Genomic DNA, 6626 nt, shown 5'->3' with positions numbered 1-6626 from the left:
CATCTTCACCTTCGGTGGATTGGCAGGGGGGGGCGGGCCCCGGCTTCTTTCGCCCCGGAAGAACTCGGGCCGGACGCACTCGGACCCGCAGGCGGCGTTCGCCTACGGGTCCGGGTCATGTCACTGCCGGCTCGGCCGGCGCGGCGTCACGCAGCCTTCGGCGCGTTCACGTCCGAGGGCAGCGCCTTCTGGGCGACCTCGACGAGCGCGGCGAACGCGGTCGGGTCGTTGACGGCCAGCTCGGCCAGGATCTTGCGGTCGACCTCGACGCTCGCGGCGTTCAGACCCTGGATGAAACGGTTGTACGTGATGCCGTTGGCGCGGGCAGCGGCGTTGATGCGCTGGATCCACAGCCGGCGGAAGTCACCCTTGCGCTTCTTGCGGTCGTTGTAGTTGTAGACCAGCGAGTGGGTGACCTGCTCCTTGGCCTTGCGGTACAGGCGCGAACGCTGACCGCGGTAGCCGGAGGCCGCCTCGAGGATCGCCCGGCGCTTCTTGTGGGCGTTGACTGCCCGCTTGACGCGTGCCACTTTTAACTCCTTGTAGCGGGGCCGTGGTGGGACTCACACGACCCGGAAACGATTGGGTCCCGGTTCAGACGTACGTACGGCGGCGAGGCGCCCGTACGTCACTTGCCGAGAAGCTTCTTGATCTTCTTGGCGTCGCCGGGGGCCATCTCGGCGGTGCCGGTGAGGCGACGCGTCACGCGCGACGACTTGTGCTCGAGCAGGTGGCGCTTGCCGGCGCGCTCACGGAGCACCTTGCCGGAGCCGGTGATCTTGAAGCGCTTGCTGGCACCGCTGTGCGACTTGTTCTTCGGCATAGCGCCGTTCTCTCCTCGTCGGTGGCGCTCCGGTGCCCGGTCGTGAAAACCGGGCACGGGTGGAGCGTCGCTTGTATGGGTTACGTCCTGGGACTGACGTCCTGGGAGGTCACGCCTCGGCGGAGGCCTCGGCGGACTCGGGCTCCTGGGACTCCACGGAACCCTCGGACCCCTCTGACTCCTCGGCGTTCACGGCGTCGGAGTCCGCGGCGTTCTGCGAGCGGCCCGGGTTGGCCTTCGCTTCGGCCTTGCGGGCTTCCTGAGCCTGGCGAGCCTCGGCCATCGCCTCGGTCTTCTTCTTGTGCGGACCGAGAACCATGATCATGTTTCGGCCGTCCTGCTTCGGGTTCGACTCGATGAACCCGAGGTCCTGGACGTCCTCCGCCAGACGCTGCAGCAGTCGGTAGCCCAGTTCGGGGCGGGACTGCTCACGACCGCGGAACATGATCGTGATCTTGACCTTGTCGCCCTGCTTGAGGAACCGGACGACGTGACCCTTTTTGGTGTCGTAGTCGTGCGGGTCGATCTTCGGCCGGAGCTTCATCTCCTTGATGACCGTGTGCGCCTGGTTCTTGCGCGCCTCACGGGCCTTCATGGCCGACTCGTACTTGAACTTCCCGTAGTCCATGAGCTTGCACACGGGCGGGCGGGCGGTTGCCGCCACCTCGACCAGGTCCAGGTCGTACTCCTGGGCAAGCTCCAGTGCCTTCGCGAGCGGCACGATGCCGACCTGCTCGCCACTGGGACCGACAAGTCGCACCTCTGGAACGCGAATCCGGTCGTTGATGCGGGGCTCGGCGCTGATGGATCCTCCTCGGTAGCACCACACGGCAGTCTGGCGAACGGCCGCGTAACGTCTGTGTTCGATGGTTGCCAACCACGCCGAAGCACAAAAAATGCCCCAACGATCACATGCGGGGCTCCAAGCACTACCGGAGCACCGCCGCGAGGATCGCGGGGCGCACTACCGGGCGACTCCATCGTCCGTACGGAACGATGGGGGCCGCCTGACCGGGGTGACCCGCCGCCCCGGAGGGTGGTCGGGTGGGAGTTCGGAGCCTCCACTTGTGGGCCGGATCCACCTGCTTGAAGGGCACGCGTGTCCGACCGGTCGTTACACGAGATTAGCAGCTGGTTCACGCGTGCGCGAATCCGGTGTCTCCCGCCTCCTGCTGTCAAGAGGGCGTACGGCGGGCCCTATCGTGTGGGGCATGAGTGAGACCTCCCCCTCGGACAGCCCCGAGCCCTCCGGCACCGCCGGTTTCGACGAGATGACCCGCGACATCGCCGAGGTCCCGGCGGTCGAGGTGATCGTGACGGTCGCCGTCAACCTGATGAGCGCGGCCGCGGTGAAGCTCGGTCTGACCGACGAGGGCGACAAGTACAAGGACCTGGACGAGGCCCGCAAGCTGGTCACCGCCCTCGCCGGCCTGCTGGACGCGAGCACGACCGAGATCAGCTCCTTCCACGCGGCACCGCTGCGCGACGGCCTGAAGTCGCTCCAGCTGGCCTTCCGCGAGGCGTCGCTCGTCCCGGACGAGCCGGGCCAGGGTCCGGGCGAGAAGTACACCGGGCCGGTGTACGGCTAGGGCCTGCCGTCCGGATCAGTCGCGTACGTAGAGGGGCTCGCCCGGAGGGGTGGTTCCGGCCGGCAGGAGTGCCAGGTCGAGGCCGCGCACCAGGCGGGCCCTCAGTGTTTCGTCGGCGGCGATGCGCTCCGCCACGGCCCGCGCGGCCTCGGCGGGAGCGGCGTGCGGGGCGAGGACCAGGGCCAGCGTGCCGTCGGCCCGGCCCGGCGCCAGGTGCGCGCTCAGGACGGCCGGCTCGGCGGCCACGGCGGCCCGTACGGCCTCGACGACCGCAGGGTCGGCCAGCGGGTCGGTCGTGGTGCGGCCCTCGGCGAGTGCCAGCAGGGCGGCCCCCGTCAGTTCGAAGGCGACCGGCCCGGCCAGGTCGAGGACGACCGTGTCGGCCTTCTCGTGGGCGGCGGCCTGGAGGGCCTGGTGCAGGGGTACGGCGACGGGACGGGCCTGCGGGTCCCAGCGGGCCAGGGACGCGGTGGAGGTGAAGGCCGGCAGGGCCGTGCGGTGACCGGCCTTCAGGGTCGGTACGGCCATGTCGCTCGTCTTCTCGCGGCGCAGCCCGTGCTCGTCCTCCTCGACCTCCCCGAGCACGGCGACGACGGGGACGAGCAGCCGGGCGCCCTGGAGCGCCGCCAGCACGGGTCCCACGGCGGTGCGGTCCTCGGCCCAGGCGGCGAGCGCCGCGCTCAGCGCCGGGTCGGCGGAGCCCTCGTCGTCGGAGAAGCCGGGGTCGGGAATGTTCTTGTTCGCCACGGTCACCGACCCTATCGGGGGGAAACTGCTGGGGTTGTGCGGGCCCGGAAACACGGCGGTGACCGCTTTCACAGGTTTCTCAGGCATCGCTGACGTACATCTGACCTGCGTCTGACGAGGCGCACAGTCGGTGCCTCCAGCATCACGGACATGGAGTCCTCCAGAGCACGCCGCGGCAGCCGCGCTCGTCCGTCCGGGCACCGTCGTCCCCTTCTGTACTGTGCGCTCGCCTCGGTGGCCGTGCTGGGTGCCTCGGCGGCCGGGACGGTGTACGTGAAGGCGCAGGCGCACTCGGGTCCGGGCGCCGTATCGTCGGCGGCGCCGACGCCCTCCGCGTCGGCGAGCGAGGAGGTGCCGGTGGAGTCCGTGACCCGGTCCGAGCCGGAGGCCGCAGCGTCGGAGGCCCAGGTGCCGGAGGCGGTGGGGTCGGAGGCGGCGGGGTCCGTTGCGGACCCCGCCGCCCTGCTGGCGAAGGCGATGGCATCGGTGACCGTGCCGGACGCGGCGCGGGTGTCCGTGGCCGTGCTGGACGTCGGCTCCGGACTGAGTGCCGTCCACGGCACGGGTGCCTTCGACACGGCGAGCATCGTCAAGGTGGACATTCTTGCGGCGCTGCTGCTTCAGGCGCAGGACGCCGGTCGTCGCCTCACGGCCGGTGAGAAGGCGTACGCGACCGCGATGATCGAGAGCAGCGACAACGACTCGGCGACGGCCCTGTGGAACTCCGTCGGCGGCGCGGCGGGGCTCGACGCGGCGAACGAACGGTTCGGGCTCACCGGTACCGAGGGCGGCGACGGCCTGCTGTGGGGGCTGACCCGGACCACGGCCGCCGACCAGCTGACGCTGCTGCGGCAGGTCTTCGGCACCGACTCGACCGGCTCCGAACTGAGCGAGGCCTCGCGCACGTACCTCCAGGGGCTGATGGGGCGGATCGCGGCGGGTCAGCACTGGGGTGTCTCGGCGGTCGCCGACGGGTCCGCGTGGGCCCTGAAGAACGGCTGGCTGCCGCGGACGGCGACGGGGCTGTGGGACGTCAACAGCATCGGGCGGGTGACGTCCGGCGGGCACGACTGCCTGGTGGCCGTGCTGTCGGACGGCAACGCGACGCAGGCGCGGGGCATCGCGCTGGTGGAGGCGGCGGCCGAGGCGGCGATGTCCGCGTTCACGGACGCCTGACGGGGCCGGGACGGGCCGTACCGCCTGCCGGCTCAGAAGGCGTCGTAGCGCTGCTGCCGGTCCTCGCGGGCGCGGGTGCGGCGGCCCCGCCACAGGACCACGGCGGCGACCAGCAGCACTCCGCCGGTGCCGCCCGCGAGCGGCCCGGCCCAGCCCGAGGCCGCTTCGTCGGTCTTCTCCTCGTCCGGGCCGGGGCCGAAGTACTTCTCGCCGTACGCCGCCGGGCGCAGGTCCTCGGGTGCGAGGCCGGCGGCGGCCCTGATCGCGGCGGCCGGGTCGATGAAGCCGAAGCCGCGGGAGTCGTCGCGGCCGCCGGTGGGAGAGTTGCGGGCGGTGTCCTCCAGCAGCTTCTTGATCTGTGCCGGGGTCAGGTCCGGGTGGGCTGCCTTGACGAGGGCGACGGCACCGGAGACGAAGGCCGCGGCGGCGGAGGTGCCCCACCCCTCGTAGTACTTGTGGTCCGGGTCGGCGATGACGACGTCGACGCCGGGGGCGCTGACCGTGGCGTACCAGCGGCGGGTGGAGAAGGAGGCGCGGGTGCCGTAGCGGTCGACGGCGGTCACGGCGATGACACCCGGGTAGGCCGCCGGGTAGGAGATGTGGTCGCCCTTCTCGCCGCCGTTGCCGGCCGAGGCGACGACGACCGAGCCCTTCTTCAGCGCGTACTGGACCGCCTCGTCCTCGGCGGGTTCCGGATGGGCCGAGGCGGAGTCGTCGCCGAGGGAGAGGTTGATGACGTCGGCGCCCTGGTCGGCGGCCCAGCGGATGCCCTCGGCGAGGGCGTTGCCGCGGGTGTTGCGGGCCTTGGTGCGGGACGGGTCGCCGTCCTCCAGGATCACCCGGACGGGGAGGATCTTCGCTTCCGGCGCGATGCCCATGACGCCGTCGCCGCCGGCGTAGCCATGGCCGTGACCGGCGATGATGCCGGCCATCGCGGTGCCGTGGCGGGCCCAGGCCCGGTCGCCGGGTCCGGCGCCGAAGCCGACCATGTCCTTGCCGGTGAGGACGTTGCCGTCGAGGTCGGGGTGGTCGGACTCGACGCCGGTGTCCAGGACGGCGACCGTCATGCCCTTGCCCCTGGTGGTCCCCCAGGCCTCCTCGGTGTGCAGGGCCTCCAGGGCCCACTGCTTGGCCCGGATGCCGTCCGCGTAGGCGGTGCTGGGCGGCACCAGGGCCACCGCGGCGGCCAGCAGACAGCTCAGCACACCGGCCCGGCACAGTCGGCGCCCGCTCATGAGGGTGGCTCCGAGGGCGATACGGCGGCCTTGCGCAGGCCGCGCTCGATACGGTCGGCGAGGCCCTTCGACTCGTGGCCCACGCCCGCCTGGGCAACGGCGGTGGATGCGCCGGACGCGGTGGCCTCCACGGCGGACTGCGGGGTGGCGACCGTACGGCCGTCGGCCCAGCCGGAGACCGCGTAGACGACGACGGGGGCGTCGGTGAGGACGGACACCGTCCAGGAGGCGCGCTGCCCGTCGCCGAAGGCGGCGGCGACCGTGCCCTTCGCCGCGTACGGGCGCGGCATCAGGTCGGTGCGGCGGGCCAGGCCTTCCCTGTCGAACCTGGTGTCGAGGGCACGCATGCCTGCCGCGTCGGCGTTGGTGAACAGCATGCCGACCGTGGTGACGTGGCTTCGGGTGGCGTCGGTGTAGGTCGCGCGCAGCAGGCGGGCGCAGCCGACCGGGGCGAGCGCCTTGGCGAGCAGCGGGTCGAAGGCTCCGGCGCAGCCGCTGTCCGGGGCGACGGCGATCCGTGTCCAGGTGCGGTCGGCGCCGCCGGGGCCCGCGCCCTGTCCGTCCACGGTGGGCGGGAACAGCTGGTCGACGGGCACGCCGTGCCACAGGCCGCCCGCGGTGGCGTAGACGCCGGGCTCGCCCGCGTCCGCCGGGTCGCCGACGAGCCAACTGCCGGTGACCGCACCGCCGATGAGGCCGAGTCCGAGGACCACACAGGCTGCCGCCGCGACGGTGTGCCCGCGCAGCCTCATCCACCCCGCGCGTGGCGTGTCGCCGAATCCCTCGGGCCGCGCGAACGTCACGACGGGCCGCGTGGCACCCGGTGCGCCGCCCGGCGTCATGGGAGCGCTCCATGACAGCGCGGGGTCGGGTCCGGCCTCGGCGGGCGGGGGCGGGGCGTCGAAGTCCGGATGCCGCAGCGGCGTGGCGGGACTCCAGGCGGGCCGCGCGTCCTCCTCCGGGTGCCGGCCGGGCACGGCGGTGGACAGCCCGTCCTGGTGCTGCCCGGGTGCGGGCACCCAGGCCCGCGGGAGCGGCGTCCAGGCGGTACCGGGG

At 72.4% G+C, this 6626-nt stretch carries 8 protein-coding genes; 2 read left to right on the top strand and 6 right to left on the bottom strand.

The window, feature by feature from the left end:
• Positions 1-146 precede the first annotated feature (146 nt).
• From rplT to infC, 3 genes are all read right to left on the bottom strand, one after another.
• Positions 147-530, bottom strand: a complete 384-nt coding sequence (gene rplT / locus P1P75_RS38435) for a 50S ribosomal protein L20 (RefSeq protein WP_319264140.1) — start codon at positions 528-530, stop codon at positions 147-149.
• A 98-nt stretch (positions 531-628) separates the two neighbouring features.
• Positions 629-823 carry a 50S ribosomal protein L35 gene (gene rpmI, locus P1P75_RS38430; protein WP_073499621.1) on the bottom strand — a complete coding sequence of 65 codons (195 nt, stop codon included), beginning with the start codon at positions 821-823 and terminating at the stop codon, positions 629-631.
• A gap of 109 nt (positions 824-932) precedes the next feature.
• Positions 933-1652, bottom strand: coding sequence for a translation initiation factor IF-3 (gene infC / locus P1P75_RS38425; RefSeq protein ID WP_319264139.1), 720 nt, complete (start codon positions 1650-1652; stop codon positions 933-935).
• A gap of 382 nt (positions 1653-2034) precedes the next feature.
• Between infC and P1P75_RS38420 the strand changes: the two genes are divergently transcribed.
• A complete protein-coding gene (locus P1P75_RS38420; protein WP_073499624.1) occupies positions 2035-2412 on the top strand; it encodes a DUF1844 domain-containing protein in 378 nt (125 codons plus the stop codon).
• Positions 2413-2427: 15 nt separating this feature from the next.
• Here the strand turns inward: P1P75_RS38420 and P1P75_RS38415 are convergent, their stop codons facing one another.
• The gene (locus P1P75_RS38415; RefSeq protein WP_319264137.1) at positions 2428-3159 is read right to left on the bottom strand and encodes an SseB family protein; all 732 of its coding nucleotides are present in this window, start codon (positions 3157-3159) and stop codon (positions 2428-2430) included.
• Positions 3160-3309: 150 nt separating this feature from the next.
• Between P1P75_RS38415 and P1P75_RS38410 the strand changes: the two genes are divergently transcribed.
• A complete protein-coding gene (locus P1P75_RS38410; protein ID WP_319264136.1) occupies positions 3310-4335 on the top strand; it encodes a serine hydrolase in 1026 nt (341 codons plus the stop codon).
• 32 nt (positions 4336-4367) lie between these two features.
• Here P1P75_RS38410 and mycP read toward each other — a convergent pair whose 3' ends face one another.
• Entirely contained in the window at positions 4368-5570 is a 1203-nt protein-coding gene (mycP, locus tag P1P75_RS38405; RefSeq protein WP_319264133.1) for a type VII secretion-associated serine protease mycosin, read from the bottom strand.
• Positions 5567-6412: a hypothetical protein gene (locus tag P1P75_RS38400; protein ID WP_319264142.1), complete on the bottom strand. Its 846-nt coding sequence runs from the start codon at positions 6410-6412 to the stop codon at positions 5567-5569. The genes mycP and P1P75_RS38400 overlap by 4 nt, the downstream gene beginning before the upstream one ends.
• Positions 6413-6626: the final 214 nt, after the last annotated feature.

This window comes from Streptomyces sp. ID05-39B, from assembly GCF_033794725.1.
Classification (GTDB): Bacteria; Actinomycetota; Actinomycetes; order Streptomycetales; family Streptomycetaceae; genus Streptomyces; species Streptomyces bobili.
Note: the sequence above shows the minus strand (reverse complement) of the source record. Positions and strands in the feature narration are given on the sequence as shown.

Bases quoted from the DNA above. Each gene is read 5' to 3' on its own strand.
- mycP (WP_319264133.1), bottom strand. From the start codon at position 5,570: ATGAGCGGGCGCCGACTGTGCCGGGCCGGTGTGCTGAGCTGTCTGCTG.
- P1P75_RS38400 (WP_319264142.1), bottom strand. From the start codon at position 6,412: ATGACGCCGGGCGGCGCACCGGGTGCCACGCGGCCCGTCGTGACGTTC.
- P1P75_RS38420 (WP_073499624.1), top strand. From the start codon at position 2,035: ATGAGTGAGACCTCCCCCTCGGACAGCCCCGAGCCCTCCGGCACCGCC.
- rpmI (WP_073499621.1), bottom strand. From the start codon at position 823: ATGCCGAAGAACAAGTCGCACAGCGGTGCCAGCAAGCGCTTCAAGATC.
- P1P75_RS38410 (WP_319264136.1), top strand. From the start codon at position 3,310: ATGGAGTCCTCCAGAGCACGCCGCGGCAGCCGCGCTCGTCCGTCCGGG.